At 52.9% G+C, this 18,140-nt stretch carries 13 protein-coding genes and 2 pseudogenes; 13 read left to right on the plus strand and 2 right to left on the minus strand.

Annotated elements, in window-relative coordinates:
• Positions 1 to 398 precede the first annotated feature (398 nt).
• Positions 399 to 1,514, plus strand: coding sequence for an ABC transporter substrate-binding protein (locus SJI19_RS11515; RefSeq protein WP_323478402.1), 1,116 nt, complete (start codon positions 399 to 401; stop codon positions 1,512 to 1,514).
• A 38-nt stretch (positions 1,515 to 1,552) separates the two neighbouring features.
• Here SJI19_RS11515 and SJI19_RS11520 read toward each other — a convergent pair whose 3' ends face one another.
• Positions 1,553 to 3,619, minus strand: coding sequence for a TonB-dependent siderophore receptor (locus tag SJI19_RS11520; RefSeq protein WP_323478403.1), 2,067 nt, complete (start codon positions 3,617 to 3,619; stop codon positions 1,553 to 1,555).
• 349 nt (positions 3,620 to 3,968) lie between these two features.
• Positions 3,969 to 4,115, minus strand: a pseudogene (locus SJI19_RS11525) (cupin domain-containing protein); the annotation flags it as partial.
• Between the two features lie 904 nt (positions 4,116 to 5,019).
• Between SJI19_RS11525 and SJI19_RS11530 the strand changes: the two are divergent.
• From SJI19_RS11530 to SJI19_RS11585, 12 genes and pseudogenes are all read left to right on the plus strand, one after another.
• Positions 5,020 to 5,889, plus strand: a complete 870-nt coding sequence (locus SJI19_RS11530; protein WP_323478404.1) for a transporter substrate-binding domain-containing protein — start codon at positions 5,020 to 5,022, stop codon at positions 5,887 to 5,889.
• 159 nt (positions 5,890 to 6,048) lie between these two features.
• Complete coding sequence (locus SJI19_RS11535; protein ID WP_323478405.1) at positions 6,049 to 6,747, plus strand: amino acid ABC transporter permease; 699 nt, start codon at positions 6,049 to 6,051, stop codon at positions 6,745 to 6,747.
• A gap of 1 nt (position 6,748) precedes the next feature.
• Positions 6,749 to 7,459 carry an amino acid ABC transporter permease gene (locus SJI19_RS11540; RefSeq protein WP_323478406.1) on the plus strand — a complete coding sequence of 237 codons (711 nt, stop codon included), beginning with the start codon at positions 6,749 to 6,751 and terminating at the stop codon, positions 7,457 to 7,459.
• Position 7,460: 1 nt separating this feature from the next.
• Positions 7,461 to 8,186, plus strand: coding sequence for an amino acid ABC transporter ATP-binding protein (locus tag SJI19_RS11545; RefSeq protein WP_323478407.1), 726 nt, complete (start codon positions 7,461 to 7,463; stop codon positions 8,184 to 8,186).
• Between the two features lie 13 nt (positions 8,187 to 8,199).
• Complete coding sequence (locus SJI19_RS11550; RefSeq protein WP_323478408.1) at positions 8,200 to 9,402, plus strand: pyridoxal phosphate-dependent aminotransferase; 1,203 nt, start codon at positions 8,200 to 8,202, stop codon at positions 9,400 to 9,402.
• A gap of 97 nt (positions 9,403 to 9,499) precedes the next feature.
• A complete protein-coding gene (locus tag SJI19_RS11555) occupies positions 9,500 to 10,720 on the plus strand; it encodes an MFS transporter (RefSeq protein ID WP_323478409.1) in 1,221 nt (406 codons plus the stop codon).
• Between the two features lie 4 nt (positions 10,721 to 10,724).
• Positions 10,725 to 11,672 carry an NAD(P)-dependent oxidoreductase gene (locus tag SJI19_RS11560; protein ID WP_323478410.1) on the plus strand — a complete coding sequence of 316 codons (948 nt, stop codon included), beginning with the start codon at positions 10,725 to 10,727 and terminating at the stop codon, positions 11,670 to 11,672.
• A 57-nt stretch (positions 11,673 to 11,729) separates the two neighbouring features.
• Positions 11,730 to 12,452, plus strand: coding sequence for an IclR family transcriptional regulator (locus tag SJI19_RS11565; protein ID WP_323478411.1), 723 nt, complete (start codon positions 11,730 to 11,732; stop codon positions 12,450 to 12,452).
• Between the two features lie 206 nt (positions 12,453 to 12,658).
• A pseudogene (locus SJI19_RS11570) lies at positions 12,659 to 12,927 on the plus strand (integrase); the annotation flags it as partial.
• 154 nt (positions 12,928 to 13,081) lie between these two features.
• Positions 13,082 to 13,555, plus strand: coding sequence for a hypothetical protein (locus tag SJI19_RS11575; protein ID WP_323478412.1), 474 nt, complete (start codon positions 13,082 to 13,084; stop codon positions 13,553 to 13,555).
• A gap of 1,266 nt (positions 13,556 to 14,821) precedes the next feature.
• On the plus strand, positions 14,822 to 16,204 hold the full coding sequence (locus SJI19_RS11580; protein WP_323478413.1) for a glutamate decarboxylase: 1,383 nt from the start codon (positions 14,822 to 14,824) through the stop codon (positions 16,202 to 16,204).
• The gene (locus tag SJI19_RS11585; protein WP_323478414.1) at positions 16,197 to 18,095 is read left to right on the plus strand and encodes a hypothetical protein; all 1,899 of its coding nucleotides are present in this window, start codon (positions 16,197 to 16,199) and stop codon (positions 18,093 to 18,095) included. Before SJI19_RS11580 ends, SJI19_RS11585 begins: the two co-directional genes overlap by 8 nt.
• Positions 18,096 to 18,140: the final 45 nt, after the last annotated feature.

Here is an 18,140-nt window from a genome sequence, read left to right on the forward strand (position 1 = left end):
TAAGTGTTCCAGGTCAAGCAGAACGTAGTCATAACCCGCAGTAGCGATCATCTCCACAATGGTCGGATGCGGAACGGAGTTGAGGATGCCATACAGTGCAGGTTGCGACTGCAGGCGTTCATCCGGTGAAGTCAGAGAAATCATTAGAAACGTGTTTAATAATACTTATTATTTATATTATCATTATCTAGAGTTTTTCCAAATGATTTGACAAGAATAGTTAACTATATTCACTGTGTGAGGGTGACTTATCTACCTTAACCTGTGTGACTGGGTTACCTGAATCCTAAGGTATCTCCTCGATATTTAAACGTTATTCCCCTTTAACGATGGTAACGTGCACCAACATCACGTTAGGCAAACTTCACCACCGGATTGTTCAAAAAGAGAAAAGATTAATGAGAGGCAAGTGGCTTTTACTGTTTTCTATCCTGCTTTGGCCTGTGTGCGGCATGGCACAGCCGGTCACCGTGACCGATCTTGCCGGGCGACATGTGACGCTCACTGCCCCGGCAACGCGCATCATACTGGCCGATAGTCGCATGTTACTGACGATGAGTTTGTTGCATCCTGGCGATGCGCTGAAAGGGATTGTGGCCTGGGATGATTCGTTAAAAACCCGTGCACCCGATATGGGCCGCTACTTTGCTCGTCAATACCCACGGTTAAGCGATATTCCCGTATTTATCAATCCGTATCGCAGTACGTTTAGCGTTGAGCAGGCGATGACGTTAAAACCGGATTTGGTGGTGTTTGATATCGGTATTCTGGCGAAATTGCGCGGCGAAGGCACGCTGGCACTGCTGGAAAAAAGTGGTATTCCGGTGATCTTTATCGACTTCCGCCACAAGCCGCTGACGAACACACCGGTCAGTCTGCGCCTGCTGGGTACAGTGACCGGCGAAACCCAAAATGCCGAACGTTTTATTCAGCGCTGGAATCAGTTGCTGGAGCGCACACGAGAACGTGTTGCGGCAATCCCACAAGATCAGTGGCCAGGCGTGGTGTTTGAGAATCATGCGGGGATGAGCGGTATGAATTGCTGCGCAGTATTTGGGCGTGATAGTTTCGGCGAATTCATTCCAGCCGCCGGAGGGCGTAACCTTATTGCCGATAAGGTGCCGCCACAAGGCGCGGACATTAGCCCAGAATTGCTGATCGTTGCACGTCCGGATATTTATCTGATGAGCGGTGCGGACTGGAGCCAGCGCGGTACGACGTCGCAGGCCGTCCCCCTCGGTTATGACGCTACGCGAGCGACTACCCTGCCGCGTTTGCAGGCACTCATGCAGCGTCCCATGTTGAGTGTATTGCCGGTGGCAAACGGCCATCGCGTCATGGCCATCTACCATCAATTCTACGACAGTCCATTCAACGTCGTGGCGCTGGAGGCGATGGCGAAACTGTTCCATCCGCAGCCATTTGCCGATGTGAACCCGCAAGCCGATCTTGAAGCATTCTATCGTGATTTTGTCGGTATTCCCTATCGCGGTTTGTTTTTAATCCAGCTATAAACAATAAGCCCGCTCAGTGTGAGCGGGCTTATCAGGGTTTAGAATTTCACGCTAACACCCGCGATCACTGAACGGCCTGGCGCCGGTTGGCGTCCCCACGGACTGGTATCAACACCACGAAACCAGTAGTCACGATTGAACAGGTTGTTCACCCCAATATAACCATTCATTACCGTACTGCCAGATTTATATAAATCGCGGCTCACTTGCGTGTTCCACACCCAGTAAGACGGCATCTCGCCTACCGAACCGGTGCTGTTTTCGCTTACCGAGTTTGCTGCATCAGCAAAGGATTTACTGAAGTAGTAACTCGCCAGTGATAGTGTGGTACCGCGCCATTCATAGCTGCCATCCAGTGTCAGTTGGGTGCGTGAAGCATATGGCACCTCTTTGCCACGGTTGACACCGTTACGCTGCTCCGCTTGTAAATAGGCATAACCGGCGTGCAGTTTCAGTCTGTCGACTGCTGCCGGGCTCCAGAAACCTTCCAACTCCACGCCCTGATGACGGGTGCGACCAATGTTCAGGTAGCTGTCAGAGGTGCTGTCATAGGAGATTTGATCTTTATAATCGATACGATACAGACCGGCATGCAGACTGAGGTTGTCCATTGGCGTATAGCGCACGCCACTTTCATAGTTCCACGCCAGTTCTGAGCTGACATCCCCGCCCTTCACAATCTGCGTCACTTGCGCAGGACGCAAGCTCTTCTGCATGTCGGCATACAGGAACCACTCTCGTGCCAACTGATAGCCAACGGTCAGCCCCGGCAGCCACTGTGTATCCGGCGAAGAAGCACGCTGACCACTCGTTTTATCGACATATTTTTCACTGACGTTCTCGTAGCGCATGCCCGGCGTAATGGTCAGGGTATCGCCGAACAATTTCACGGCGTTGCTGATATAACCCGCCCAGGCTTTATCATCAAAGCTCCAGTCGCGCGTCACCGTCGTTACACCCGTCGCCAGCGTCTGCTGACGCACCTGATAGTCCACTTTTTCGCTGACAAAACGACCACCGATGATCCATCGTTGGTTCACGTTGTCACCATCGACATCCAGGCTAATGCGCGGCTCAGTACCCCATACTTTGAAGTTACGTGGCGAATTTTGCACGATATCGGCAGGCAGCGCCGGGTTGAAGTTCTGCCCCGAACTTTTACTCATGCCCACATGGAAATCACGGTCTGAGTCATGACCAAAGAACATCCAGTTAAATTCCGCCGAATCGATGAAACCGAGCGATCCCAACAGCTGGTTGTATACCGCGCTGTATCGCTTCGTGTGGCCGTCATAATCATCGTACGGACGAGTGCTTTGATTGCGATCGCTCAGATAATCCGCAGTGGAGAGCGCACCGGCCAGATCGGCATGCGCGTCATAGTACTGATAAGAAAGATTTAACGTGGTGTCTTCATTGATATTCCACAGGCCGCGCACGCGGAAGTTCTGTACTTTACTGTCACTGTGCTCGCGGAACGAACTGCCTTTCACATGGTTGGCTTCCACCTGCAGCCCGAAATCATCATTCAGCATGCCGCCGGTCCGCAGATAGGTATCCCACAGATTTCGCCCTTTGCCATAGAAGGTAGCGCGCTCACCGATTTCATTTTCCCATTTCACAGGGATAGGCTTACTGATCAGGTTGATCACGCCGCCGACGTTATTCGGGCCATACTGCACCGCCGCCCCACCGCGCACTACGTCAATGCGGTCGATGGTAGAAAACGTAACCGGGAACAACGACATCCCTTCCTGACCGTATGGCGCTAACGCCAGCGGAATACCATCCTCAAGGATCTGTGCGCGACCGCTACGACTGTCATAAAGGCCGCGAACCGCGATCTGCGGCAACACGCCAGTACCTGTTTCGTCCTGAATCTTCACACCGGGAACGCGTTGTAACGCGTCATCCAACGTGCGGTTTGCGCTTTTCTGCAGTTGGTCATTGCTTATCACGGTCCGGCTACCGACCCAGGTTTTCACCTCTTCGGCACTCGAATCCCCCAGTACGTTACCGGATACCACTATCGTTTGATCTGCTGCGTAAGCGAATTTTCCTGCCAGAATCACGGCGAGCGCCGAGGCTATCTTGTTATATTTCATCTTCAATCCTGAATGATAGTGTATGTAATTGGTAATGATTTTGAGAAACATTACTATTATCAAACAGGAGTTAACATATATTTACAAACAGTAAAGTCATGTCAAGATTTTTTTTTGAACATTATTCTTCGATTAGCCAATATGCTTTGTTATAGCATCAGGATTGAAACCGAGGTTTTCCGCAGCCTGTAACGCCTTTGAGGGGAAATGTTCGGTCTTTCAAAAACAAATTCAAATTATTTGAATATCAAATCGAATTTTTTTGAATCAATTCGCGGTGGTGGTAACCGGCAGGCAGTTCAGGATAATGAATCAGATTGTGAAAGCGAACCCGCTCGGAAGTTCTATTTCAATAAGCATGCGGACAATCAGCGGCAAAGCGGATGGCGTCACCGCTGGGCAACCGGTGCAACACGCCGTCGATATCCAGTTCCAACTCTCCAGACACCACGATCACATGCTCAATAACCCCGCGTTCATGGGGCGACGATGCGCTGAAACCACAGCACAAAGCGGACTGCTAGGTATTTCCTCGGGTACAAGTTCCATTACGGGGATGGGATCAACACTGCCCTTGTAAATATGACCATAGTAACGATCACCACATGCCGAGGATCGCTCAAACCAGTTTTATATAACCAACTTCGATTGGTGGTCATTCTGGTGGTCTTGACAGAAAGTGAATTCAGGTTTAGCTCACTTATTAGCCAGTTACTGACAAAGGCGATCCCAGGCAGAAGAGCCAATTTTTTGTTTTCATGCCGTTTTGCGAATCCTTATGTGATTCAGATTGAATAAGATAGCGTGAAAAATCTTCCCTCTGCATAGGGAAAAATTAGTGGTCAGATTTGGGGTCAGGTTGGTTTGATTATGAAGTAACCCCCATATGTCTCTTAACGACACAAAAATCCGCAGCCTGAGTAAGATGGCTCAGGGTAATGCGGAAATGGGGTTGCCCTGATTTTACTACAATAAAAGACTATACAAAATTGCTTAACTCAAGATCCATGTCTGCGTCTTAACCCAAAAGGTTATATGGACACCAACCTAATTTTAGCGAAAGGGTAGTGTGTGATCGGTGTCTGATTTTTCCCCACCATGGAACATCCCTCACTGAAACAGTGCAGCGCACTTTTCATCCCATCGAATTTCAGTCGTAAAATTCCTGATCCCCGTAACACTTTCAGGCTGCGTTTAGTTGAAAGTCTTATAGCATCTTATTGAAATTAAATAAATTTTATTATTTTTGTTGATATAAGAACCAGGTTGGCATCTTTTATGCTTTAACAAAATCATAATGTCATTATGAAAAATAACGTGCGTTTAACTGGCTGTTAACAAAGTTGTCCGCACTGACAGGAACGGCTTTCTCACTTGTTTATAACCAGAAGGATTAACCTGTGGCCAGAAATGTAACCAGCCCTGCTGTACAACGAAAATTCGTCAAGGACAGCGTTATGGCGAGCTCATTGCTGATACTGTCTGTTGTTTCCACGATGGCGTCGGCTAATGAGCTGGCGGATATCAAAACCCGTGGCGAACTGGTGTGCGGCACGCTTTCCACCACCGAACCCCTCGGTTTTACCGACCCGAAAACCCTTAAGGTGGTCGGTTTTGATGTGGATATCTGCCAGGCGTTGGCCGATCAGCTCGGCGTTAAAATGGTGCAAAAAAGCCTGTCAGTAGAAGCTCGTATCCCTGAACTGCAGATCGGACGTGTTGACGTGCTCTCTGCGGCGCTGGGTTATACCGCCGAGCGTGAGAAGCAGATTGATTTCTCCTCATCGCATTTCCAGGTGCCGTTAAAAGTGCTGGTGCCGGTAGCCGCCGGGTATAAAACCCTGGCGGACCTGGATGGCAAACGCGTAGGGATGACCTCGGGTTCTACCTCCGAGTACTGGTTGCGTAAATCCTTCCCGAAAATTGGCGTGGTCACCTATCACGATTCACCGTCAGGTTTCCTGGCACTTCAGCAGCGTAAAATCAGCGGCCAGGCATTTGCCCAGACCTCAGGGATGCGTTATCTGAAAGCCGGAAATGGGAAATATGTGTTTATCGACCAGGCCATCAGTTGGGAACCCAACGCGCTGGGAATTAAAAAGAATGAGCCTGAACTTCTGGCTGCGGTAAATACCGCGCTGGGTAATCTGGAAAAAGATGGTCAGCTGGAGGCCATCTGGAATAAATGGCTTGGGTCCGGTACCGACTATAAAATTAAACGAGAACATAAATTAGAGTCGATCGATAAGGTGAGAACCAGCGTGCAATAAGTAATACGTAATAATATGCGCCTTGACGGTATTCGCCATGGCGCAATATCAACCCGGACCTCATTAAACTGAAGTGATGCATTTATTGCCTGCTGCGCAGGGTGATATGCGTGCGCACGCTGTTGTTGAGCTGTGCCTGCTCCAGGGGAGTTAATTCTGATGATAAAGTTTGACCCTATTACTTTACTGCAAGGTCAGTATTTGCAGTGGATAATCTCCGGGCTGGAAACCACACTGATCCTGTTTTTTCTCTGTCTGATTTCTGGTTTTATTTTAGCTCTGCTGCTGGCCTCAATGCGCATGTCGGGTATTGCACCATTGCGTTGGTTTGTGAAGGCCTACGTCGAGTATCACCGCAATGTTCCGGCGTTGGTGCAACTGCTGCTGTGGTATTTTGCCCTGTCGGCACTGCTGCCTTTTGCGCTTTCGGAGTGGGTCAATCAGCACGGTAGCGAATTCTTCTTTGCTTATATTGCCCTGACGCTGAATACCGCCGCCTTTATGTCTGAAGATCTGCGTAGCGGCCTGCGCGCCATCGCCAGCGGGCAGATGGAGGCCTGCCGTGCGCTAGGGCTGACCTTTTCTCAGGCGATGCGAGATGTGATCCTGCCGCAGTCGATTCGTATTTCTATCCCACCATTACTGGGGCAGTCACTTGCGCTGTATAAATCCACCAGCCTAGCGATGGCAATCAGCGTGGCAGAACTGACCTATGTTGCGAAACAGATTGAGAATGAGACCTTCAGAACCTTTGATGCCTTTGCCATTGTTTCGGTGATTTACCTCGCGGGTTCACTGCTGATTGTCAGCGTCGGCTCGGCGTATGACCGTTATATTTTACGTACCGGGAGTCGATAAGATGAGCGATATGCTAAATATTTTTATCAACTACCGTGATTTAATATTGATTGGCAGCTACCCCAATGGCCCGCTTGGCGGCTTAGCCCTGACGTTATTTATGGCGGCAACCGGGCTGGTCTGTGCCTTTCCGCTGGCGATAGTAATGGGCATTGCCCGTACCAGTAAATTTAAGCTGTTCTATCTGCCGGCGACACTTTTTAGCAGCGTGGTCCGTGGCCTGCCGGTATTGATGCTGGTGTTCTGGTCCTATTTCGCCGTTCCATTGATCTCGGGTCACTCTATTTCCGGTGTGAAGACCTTAATTGTGGCGTTAATTGTCTATGAGATGGCGTTTCTCGGTGAGATTGTCCGGGCCGGTATTTTGTCGGTGCCACGTGGACAAATTGAGGCGGCACGCACCTTAGGGATCAGCTATTCGCGCACCATGCTGGAGATTATTCTGCCGCAGGCGTTATTCACCATGATCCCCAGCATTCTTAATCAGTTTATTAATCTGATTAAAAATACCTCACTTGGCTATGTCATTGGCGTGGCCGAATTAACCTACTCTGCCTATCAGATTAATACCATTGAACTGACTAAACCACTGCAGGTCTTTGGCGTACTGGCGATGATTTATTTTGTGGTGTGTTTCTCATTAACGCAGCTAGTCGGCAAGCTGGAGCGCGTTATTCAGCGCAAGCGTCAGATGAATGTCCAGGAGAGTTGAGATGTTAACACTTGAAAACGTTGAGAAATGGTACGGCCAGCATAAGGTGCTGAACGGCGTCAGTGAGCAGGTAGCAAAAGGTGAAGTGGTGGTGGTTTGCGGGCCGTCCGGATCGGGAAAATCAACCTTAATCCGCACCATTAACCGCCTCGAAGAGATCCAGAGCGGCAGAATTCTGGTCGACGGCGTCGACAGCCGTGATCAGGGCATCAATTTAAATCTGTTTCGCAGCAATATCGGCTTTGTTTTCCAGTCTTTCAACCTGTTCCCTAACCTGACGGTGCTGCAAAATGTCACGCTGGCACAGCGCCGGGTGAGGAAAAGCAGCCGACGCGAGGCCGATGAGATCTCGGTGGCGCTGCTGGAAAAGGTCGGACTCGGTGTGAAATTGCAGGCCTATCCGCATCAGCTCTCCGGTGGCCAGCAGCAGCGCGTGGCGATTGCCCGGGCTCTGGTGATGAAACCGCCGGTGATGCTGTTTGATGAACCGACCAGCGCCCTTGACCCGGAAATGGTCGGCGAAGTGCTGCAGGTGATGAAGCAGCTCGCCAGAGAGGGAATGACCATGGTGTGCGTCACCCATGAGATGGGCTTTGCCAGAGAAGTTGCCGACCGGGTAATTTTTATGGACCAGGGCGAAATCATTGAACGCGCGCGACCAGAAGACTTTTTCCATCATCCACAACATCCACGTGCGCAAAAATTTGTTGCCGATATTCGTCACTGACAGGACTTTGGACATGAAGATACTTTCTCAGACCCTCGAACGCATCAAACCCTCTGCCAGTAATGCAGCCAGCCAGCTCGCGCGTGATATGAAAGCGCAGGGCAAAGATGTGATTGCCCTCAGCTCCGGCGAGCCGGATTTTGATACCCCTGATCATATTAAACAGGCGGCGCTGGCCGCGATGAACCGCGGGGAAACTAAATATCCGCCGATCGCCGGTATCCCCGAACTGCGTGACGCGATAGTGAATAAACTGCGTAGCGATAACCAGCTGGAGTACACCAGCAAACAGATTATTGTCTCCAACGGCGCCAAGCAGGTGATCTCAAACGCGCTGATGGCCACCATGAATCCAGGTGATGAGGTGATTATTCCGGCCCCTTACTGGGTCTCTTATCCGGAAATGGTGTCACTGTGCGGCGGTACCCCGGTGATCGTCCCTGCCAGCGCTGAACAGGGTTACAAAATGACTGCTGAGAGCCTGGAGCAGGCGATTACCCCTAAAACCAAGTGGCTGCTGTTTAACTCACCGTCCAACCCTTCGGGGGCAGTATACAGCCAACTGGAGCTGCGCGCGCTGGCCGATGTGCTGCTGCGCCATCCGCACATCTGGGTGATGGCGGATGATATCTACGAAAAGCTGGTGTATGGCGACTGTGTTTTTTTCACTTTCCCGCAGGTGGAACCGGCGCTGCTCGAACGTTCGCTGATTATTAACGGGGTGTCAAAAGCCTACGCCATGACAGGCTGGCGCGTTGGCTACGGCGCGGGTCCGCAGCCGCTGATCAAAGCGATGGAGACCATTCAGGGGCAAACCACCTCCGGTGTGTGCGCCGTCGCCCAGTGGGCGGCGCATGCCGCACTGACCGGGCCGCAGGAATTTCTCGCTGACTGGCGTGCCAGCTTTATGGCGCGCCGCGACTATGTGGTGGCTGCGCTTAACGAGGCCCCGGGCCTACATTGCCAGGTACCGCAGGGCGCGTTTTACGTTTATCCATCCTGCGCCGGGCTGCTGAATAAAACCACCCCGCAAGGGCGGGTGATCCGCAGCGACGAAGACTTCACCGAGGCGCTACTGGCCAGCGAAGGGGTGACACTGGTACACGGTGATGCCTTTGGGCTGGCACCTAATTTCCGCCTGTCGTATGCCGCTTCAATGGCACAGCTGGAAGAGGCCTGTCAGCGCATTCAGCGCTTTTGCCACAGTCTGAAGTAAGTTTTTCCGCGCTCCGCAATCGCCCCGGAGCCTGGTTTTTGGCGCACCCTATTATCAACGGTAGCGGGAGTTAACCCGATGCCGTCAAGGATCTCGCATGTTTCTGGCTGGTACTTTTCCTGTGTTTAAAGAACGGATGACGCGCAGGTATCTGCTGGGGCAAGCGGCATCGATCCTCGGTTTATGGACGCAAAACGTCACCCTGAATTTACTGCTGTGGCAGATGAGCCACTCCCCTTGGCTACTCGGGGTGCTGAATTTTCTGCTCTACTGCCCGGCGCTGGTTGTTCCGCTGCTGTTTGGCAGCCGCCTGACGCCAGCCACGGTCAAGGGCATCATGATGCGCATCCTCTGCCTGTCGGTCACCATCAGCAGTTTACTGCTGGTCAGCGTGCTATTCGGTTTTATCTCGCCGCCGTTTATTTTGTTAATTGCAGCGGTGGCCGGCTGTGTATCGTCCATGGAACTGCCCACCCGGCACCTGCTGCTGACCAGCAGCCTGCAGGATAAGTCGCTGATGTATAACGCCGTGGCGATGAACACCATGGTGTTTAATATCGGGCGCATGTTTGGCCCGGCGATCGCGGCCTGGGGCTTTAATCACTACGGCGCGGCGGCGGGGTTTGTTATCTCGCTCTGCGGACTGGTCACCATGTTCTTTGCAGTGCGTAGCATGCGGGTGGTGGAAGCGGAGAGTCACTCACGGCGTGCGGGCGGGATGCGCAACGCCCTGCGCCATGTGAAGAACGATGACTTTGCCATGCGCTTCTTACCGATGCTGGCATTTATGGGCATTTTTGCCGGCTCCTATCAGTCGCTGATCCCGGTACTGGCCTCACAAAATTTCCATGATACGGCGCGCTATACTGGCTGGTTCTTCAGCAGCGCCGGAGTCGGCTCGCTGTTTTCGGCGCTGTTGATCTCGGCGCGTATCTCTCACCAGCGGCTGGTACAGTGGCTGAAGTTTGCCCCTTGGTCGGCGGTACTGGCACTGGCCGGGATCTCGTTATCCCCGCTGCCGCTGCTGACCTGCTGCTGTTTTCTCTGGCTCGGCCTGTCACTCACTTTTTTCTCCACCATGATCAACTCCACCTTACAGCACCACAGCCCGCCTGAACTGCGCGGCGGGGTGGTGGGGCTGTATGGCATGTCATTTCAGGGCACCATGCCGATTGGTAATCTGCTGGTTGGCATACTGGCCTCGGTGGGCAGCATTATGCTGACCTTCCAGCTGATGTCGTTAATGCTGGCAACGTTACTGGCCGGGCAATGGGGCATCCTGAAATGGAAACAACGCAATCCGGCAACGGCAGAGTGAATAGATGAAAATGCAAAAAAACGTATTGATGGTACGCATGTTGCCAGCCGGGCTGGTCGAAAGCTTAGCGAGTCATTGTCATCTGATGGGGCCGCTCACCACGCTGGACGGTAGCTGCCTGCCTGACGGCTCCGAAAAAGCCGAGGTGCTGTTAACCATGAGCAGCATTGTCACCGGGCGGGCGTTAATCGACGCGTTGCCCGCGCTAAAGCTGGTGATCTGCTATGGATCGGGCATGGAATTTGTTGATAGCGCTTATCTGCAGCAAAAGGGCATCGCCCTGACCAATGCGGCAGGCTCTAATGCCGGCAGCGTGGCGGAATTCGCCATCGGGCAGATCCTCGCCAGCTGTCGCCATATTCTTTCAGGCGACGCTTTCTTACGCAGCGGGGTATGGAAGGGCAACAGCGTGGAGCGCTATCCGCTGGTGTCTGGACTGCAGGGGCGCAGGATCGGCATTTATGGCCTTGGTGAAATTGGCACGCAGATCGCCCGGCTGGCACAGGCATTCAGTATGGAAGTCGGCTATTACAGTCGTACGCCTAAGCGGGTGGATTACCGTTATCTGGAAAGTATTGAGCAGCTTGCACAGTGGGCCGATGTGCTGGTGATTGCCGCACGCGGCACACCGCAGAACTACCATGTTATCGATGCTAATATTCTGCGCCTGCTGGGTGCCGACGGCCACTTGATCAATATTGCCCGCGGCATGCTGGTGGATGAAAATGCACTCTGTGATGCACTGGAAGCCGGGCAACTGGCAGGGGCGGCGCTCGACGTGTTCGAATTTGAGCCGGAGATTTCAGCGCGCCTGCGTGCGGCACCGAACACCATTCTAACGCCTCATGTGGCGGCCAATACCCATACGGCACAACAGGATCAGCAGCAGCGCATGCTGGATAATGTGCTGGCTTACTTTGCCGGAAGGCCGTTGATTGGCAAAGCATGGTAATTTTTGTACATTACTCTGCATCGTTAATAGGAATGTTTGCTCACTAAATGGAAAGCTATGTCGAGACCAAAAAGTACGGATGTCGATCGTTCTGTTAAAGCCGTGCAGCGCACGCTGGCGATCCTCGATGCGTTTATCCCCCATCCGGGCGGGATTACCCTCGGTGAACTGGAAGCGGCCACCGGGCTGTTTAAGAGCGTGATCCTGCGTTATATGCTGACGCTGGAAGCGCAGCGTTATGTGTTCAAGCGGACAGATGGCTGCTACGAACTGGGATCGCGCGCATACCAGCTGGGCTGCGTCTATGAGCGTACTTTCGATCTGCACCAGCATGTCAAACCGGTGCTGGAGAAGCTGACGGCAGCGACACTGGAAAGCAGCACCTTTTATATCCGCGACGGGGAGTACCGCATGTGCCTGCTGCGTAAAGACTCGCCGCAGCATATTAAATCCAGCGTGCCGGTGGGTACGCTGCTGGCAATGGATGACACCTCGGCAGCCAGCGTGCTCTCGCAATTCGCCCAGGGAATGCCACCGCGCTGGGACTATCAACGCGGGCTGTTTACCTCCACCGGGGCAGGGCTGAACCGGCTGAAAACCAACAGTCTGCTTACCGCCTCGATCTCGGTGCCGGTATTTAAGCATCAGAACCAGCTGGCCGGTGCGCTAAGTATTTCCGGCCCCACCAGCCGATTCGACCCGGAAGATATTGCCACCCAGCAACTGATACTGGATGCGGCGAAGGAGTTGTCGTATGTGTTGGGTGCGGCGGTTGTTTGAGTGTTGAATGCTGCCTCTGGCCGGGGGTTACAGCAAAAAACCCGCTCAGGGAACTGAGGCGGTTTTTTTCATGCACCTACGCGAATCCCTATATGATTTTGATGCAATAGGTTAGCGCGAAAAATCTTCCCGATGCGTTTTCAGTTTCCCCTCGGCATCGGAAGAATTTGGTGGTCAGATTTGGGGTCAGTTTGGTTCGATAAGGTATTGAGGAAAAGGGACTGTTGGAAATCGCGTCCCTCCCCCGCCAGCACCTATGCAGCATCATGCGTTACGCAGTGCAGCAAGTACTGGTGGAAGACAACCCGGCGCTGAATCTGGAAGGCGTGACGGCTTCGCCTGCCAAACGGCATTGTCCGGATTAAGGATAGGGTACTTCACCCTACACCTGTTTATCCGCTCCAGCGAACTGCGCTTTGCCCGGTGGCCGGAGATTGATTTCAGAAATAAAATCTGGACGATACCCGCTAACCAGGCGACGTTTATTGCCGTTATAGCACAATTGTGGGTTCGGGCCGCCATCGAAAAGAAATCCCTGAGTCCACTGGACAACAACGATATTCTTGCTGCCTGACAGACCCTCGCCATCGGGCAGCTTTGATTCAGCACGTTAATGACATCGACTCTATTTGGTGGTCGTGGTAGCCGGTATTACCGTATCTGGTGTCGTGGTGGTTGCCGGCGTTGTTGTTGCGGTCGGTGTTGCCGTTTCCGGTGTTGTGGTCGTGGTTGGCGTAGATGTGGCTGCTGGCGTCGAGGAGGTCGTCGGCGTTGTTGTTGCGGCCGGTGTTGCCGTTTCCGGTGTTGTGGTCGTGGTTGGCGTAGAGGTGGCTGCTGGCGTCGAGGCGGTCGTCGGCGTTGTTGTTGCAGCCGGTGTTGCCGTTTCTGCTGTCGTGGTTGGCGTAGAGGTAGTTGCTGGTGTTGTGGTGGTTGTCGGCGTTGTAGTTGCGGCCGGTGATGCCGATTCCGGTGTTGTGGTTGACGTAGAGGTGGTTGCTGGCGTCGTGGTGGTTGTCGGCGTTGTTGTTGCGGCCGGTGCGCTAAAGATCACTTTAGTAGACGGACCGACTGAGAATTTAGGCGTCGTTCCCGATATGGAATAATTGACATGCTGCTCGATGTGCGGTTCCGTCGTCACCTCTACCGCGGGAATAGTTACACGGCCCACTAAAGAACGTGCATAACCGCCGACTTTATGTTTACCCGCACTGACGTGCAACTCAACGGTTTGTCCTAGCGCAAGAATACCGGCATCAGTACCATCAAGAGTTACGTAGATCGGCACACCATCGTCTGACCCAGTGGGAACATGGGTAACGGTCACCACCGTAGGCCCGGAAGAGAAATCTACAATATCAGCTTTAGCCGGGGTCAAGGCTGTACTGACCGAGGACTTGGCGGCTGAAGTTGCCGCTGTAATCTTCGCACATCCGGTCAGCATAAGCGCTGAGGTGATGACAATCAGGGTGACATATTTAATCATGTTGCGGTATTTTCCTAGCAGATTTTTGTGACTTGGTTGACATCATAACTGATAACGATATTGAGATGAATGTCAGGCTAACGATCTTCACACAAACCAGACGAAATGAATACAACTGAAACACCTACCCTCGCCTCGCCCTAAATGGCAGACACGGATTTTTTAGAAATGGGCTACACCCGGACAACTCAATTTTGCTGATAGGAGGGGCAGGATTGGCCTGCAACTATTACGGGATTAGACCGGCAGAAACTGGAGGTATTAAGTTGCGAATGTTACGCCGTAGTGAAAAAAGAAACTAGCCGACTTCTCCCTTATGTCTTACCTGAAAAAAATAAGCATCCGGGCAAACATCCGACTTGTTCACAAAATGCCGTTCCAGCCGATTCTATAAATAATTCGGTGGGGCGACGCGAGGTTGCCCCATTAGGTTAAGCCGTGGCGCGAAATATCGATCCAGTTCCAAGAAGAGTACCTTTTTGCATGATAGTGATGTCTCCGCGCTTACAATTGCCACGTCGATACTTATGATCAGGCGGACCAGCCCCAGTTTAGACATCTGTTTTTTCAGCATGTCAGCGCCCTATACGATGGCCTCGGGTAAAGTGAGTGTGGCGCTCGGCATCCGGGCGGTATGCCCGCAGCTTAGACGCGGTGAACGCTTCCACAGCGATCAGGGTCATACGCTACTATCTCAGTAAATCTGTACCTGCAAGCGCTAGAAAACGCGCCAGTGTACTACACTTGAATGCAACTGAATCTAACGAAGGTAGCCGAGCTCTACGAGCTCCAGGTCGTACTGTGTGCCTGACTTGGCGTTGGCAAAAACGAGCGCAGCGGTGTTTTCTCCGCTAGCAGTAAATAGCCTGTTCAAAGGAGCGATGAAATGCCTATCCATCACGTTGACTTAAATGACCAGTCCAGCCTGCTGGACATTTATGCTAAGAAGACCGCACAAAACAATCTACCTAAATATCAACTGCCCAACGGTCGCACTGAACCTCGCGCTGCCTATGCGTTTGTCCGGGATGAACTTTTGCTGGACGGGAATGCTCGCCAGAATCTCGCAACCTTCTGCACAACTTGGGTGGAGGACGAGGTCAAGCAACTCATGACCGACTCGATCGACAAAAACATGATCGACAAGGATGAGTATCCCCAAACAGCCGAAATCGAAAAACGTTGTGTACACATCCTTGCTGACCTCTGGCATGCTAATAAATCTCGGAAAACGGTGGGGTGTTCAACAACCGGGTCAAGTGAAGCGGCCATGCTGGGCGGCCTGGCGCTCAAATGGGCATGGCGCAAGCAGCGGGAAGCCGCGGGCAAAGACACCAGTAAGCCGAATATCGTGACCGGTCCTGTGCAGATCTGTTGGAAGAAATTTGCCCGGTATTTTGATGTTGAAATCCGCGAAGTACCATTGGAAAATAACGCCCTCGGTCTGAAACCTGAAGACTTGCGCCAGTATTGTGACGAAAACACAATCGGTGTCGTGGCGACGCTGGGTGTCACCTTCACCGGTATCTATGAACCTGTTGAGGCCCTGGCGAATGAACTTGATGCAATGCAGCGTGACATCGGGCTTGATATACCCATCCATGTGGATGCAGCGTCCGGCGGGTTCATCGCACCTTTTATTCAGCGTGACATTATCTGGGATTTCCAGCTAGAGCGGGTTAAATCCATCAACGCATCAGGACACAAATACGGTTTGGCGCCCCTTGGTGTGGGCTGGATCATCTGGGCATCCAAGGAAGACCTGCCCGAAGAACTGATCTTCTACGTAGATTACCTCGGCGGCAACATGCCCACGTTTGCCTTGAACTTCTCGCGCCCTGGCGGCGAGATCATCGCACAATATTACAACTTTCTGCGTCTTGGCCGCGAGGGATATACGGCAGTCCAACAGGCCTGCTCTGACACCGCCCAATGGCTGGGTAAAGAGCTGGCGGCGCTCGGCTTATTTGAGATGGTCTATGATGGCTATGGCGGTATTCCTGCAGTCGCCTACAAGCTGGCTAATGCGGATCAAGGCTTCACGCTTTACGATCTGTCGGAACGGGTGCGAATGGGCGGCTGGCAGATAGCCTCCTATCCGCTGCCAATGAACCGCCAGGAAACTATCGTCCAACGTATCCTGATCCGCCATGGAGTGAGTCGCGATCTAGCGCAATTGCTTCTCGAAGATATCAAGCGCGCAATCGACCACCTTACAAAGAACCCGGTTCCGAACTCTACCGCGAAGCCGGGGTTCCATCATGGTTGATCTCAAACGCGGCGGCAGGACGATACTGAAATCCGCCGTCTGTAGCCTAGGCCTGCCCTTGCTTTTGGTCGCCAAGACCGCCGCGGCCAAAGGCGATGCGACTCTTTCGGCAAGCGGCGTTATCGGGCAGGTGTTCGACACGGTCCGCCCCGTGACGGAGGCCGGGCTTCACGGTTTTTTTCAGTTATTGGGCAATCAGCCCATCGCGTTCGTCATGCTGGCACTTGCCCTGGGCACACTGATCGGAAAGTTCAGCATCAAGACCATCTCTCTCGGGTCTACAGCAGGTACGCTGCTGGTCGGGATCGCGATATCGATGATCGCCGAAGCGTCCTTTAACATCACCTATGCTATTCCAGGTATTCTGTCGTCCTTCATGCTGCTGCTCTTCATGTATGCCCTTGGGCTTAAGGTCGGGCCGCAGTTCTTTTCAGGTCTCAGAAAAGGCGGTTTGGCGTTCGTCTGCATCGGACTCATCGTCTGGAGTCTGAACTGGGTCATCTGCTATTTTGGGGCAAAGTTGGTCGGCCTCGCGCCGGGTTATGCAACCGGGCTGATCTCGGGAAGCTATACCATCACAGCGATCTTGGGCGTCGGGCAAGGCGCACTGGCCAGCGGAGCCTATACGCCGCCGGCGGGCATGACGGTCGAAGAAGTCGGTGCAAACATGGCAGCCGCATATGCGATCAGCTATGTTCTGTCCACGGTGGGTATTATACTGCTGATCCGCTATCTTCCACGCATCTTCGGCCATGACGCTGTCGCCGACGCAAAACTGGCGGAGGCAGAGTTCAGCGGTGGTGCTATACACCCCGTGCCAGGTGCACCCGGTGCATTGACCATGGGTTTTTCTCCCTTCGGTGTTCGCGCTTTTGCCGTCACACACAAAAGGTTCATCGGTCGCACGGTGTCGCAACTGGCTGAAGATTTTCCCGAAGTGCCCATTTTGCGCGTCATACGGGACGGCGAGATTGTTGACCTGGCCAGTGACCCATCGGTGAAGAAGAATGATGTCGTTACCGTGCGTGCGGATGTGGACAAACTTATTCTGGAAGAAGGCGAGCTGATCGGCCCGGAATCCGATGACTCGCAGGCCCGTAACATCCCGATGGAGGTTGCCGATGTGCACATCGGTTCACACAAACTATCGGGGCAAAGCTTGTCGGAGCTTGGTCGGATCATGCCGGGCGGTGTCGCCGTACGAGCCCTGTTCCGTGGCGGTACCGAACTGCCTCTCGGACCCAAGAGTGATGTCCGGTTCGGCGACGTACTGCGACTGAGTGGTCCAGACGTGGCACTCAAGAAAACCGCAAAGCAGCTGGGTGGGCATGCCATCCTACCAACCATGAAGTCCGAGGTGCTTTACCTCGCGTTCGCCATGTTGGCGGGCTATCTGGTGGGTATCGTCACGGTTACGATTTCAGGCATCCCCTTTGCACTCGGCACATCAGCCGGGGTGATCATGGCGGGCGTAGGAGTGAGTTATTTCCGAAGTCGAAATCCCGACTTCGGGGGCCCAGTGCATGAAGGCGCGCGGAGCTTTCTTCAGGATTTCGGTTTGAATGCCTTTGTCGCCGTCCTTTCGGCTAACGTTGGTCCCAAGGTCATTTCCGCCCTTGGCGGGGATACGATCCTATGGCTGGCGCTGATCGGTGTTGCCGGAGCACTAGTACCGCCGTTCGTGGCTTTCTGGGTCGGTATAAAGATTTTTGGCCTGAATTCGATCATCGCCGATGGTTCCGCAACGGGTGCCAGAAACAGTACACCTGGCTTAAATGCGATCATGGAGGAGTCCGGCAGTTCCGTTGCTGCCATTCCTTATCCGGTTAGCTATGCGTTAACGACTGTACTTGCTCTGATTGGCGGCTACATATCGATGATACTGTCCTGAAAAAGAGAACCGTCTGCTGCGGCTTGACGCCCCCCTGCAGGCGGT

The sequence above is a fragment of the Acerihabitans sp. TG2 genome (genome assembly GCF_035013185.1).
Classification (GTDB): Bacteria; Pseudomonadota; Gammaproteobacteria; order Enterobacterales; family Enterobacteriaceae; genus Acerihabitans.